This window comes from Rhodanobacter spathiphylli B39 (genome assembly GCF_000264295.1).
Taxonomy (GTDB): domain Bacteria; phylum Pseudomonadota; class Gammaproteobacteria; order Xanthomonadales; family Rhodanobacteraceae; genus Rhodanobacter; species Rhodanobacter spathiphylli.
In genome coordinates this window covers 1-231 of sequence record NZ_AJXT01000149.1, presented here as the reverse complement: position 1 = coordinate 231, position 231 = coordinate 1, and the positions used below count along the sequence as shown (strand labels likewise).

Genomic DNA, 231 nt, shown 5'->3' with positions numbered 1-231 from the left:
CGTTTGTGGCAATACTGTGATAGACGCCATCAAATTGACAGTAAAAAAAGACTATAAATTCAAATCATCTTCGCTCCAAAGCTTGCATGACTGCAAAAACCGTATCGTCCTCGTCACCGCGCACAGGCGTGAAAACCTCGGTCTCCCACTTGAAAACATCTGTGCCGCGGTAAAGCGTCTTGCGGAAGATTTTCCAGACGTAAAAATCGTTTATCCTGTGCATTTAAACCC

Annotated in this window: 1 protein-coding gene; it reads left to right on the top strand. The window is 44.6% G+C overall.

All coding sequences use genetic code 11. The features are described 5' to 3' along the window. Positions 1–231 (top strand): UDP-N-acetylglucosamine 2-epimerase (locus UU7_RS17950; protein WP_193385097.1); only part of this gene is annotated, 231 nt, incomplete at both ends.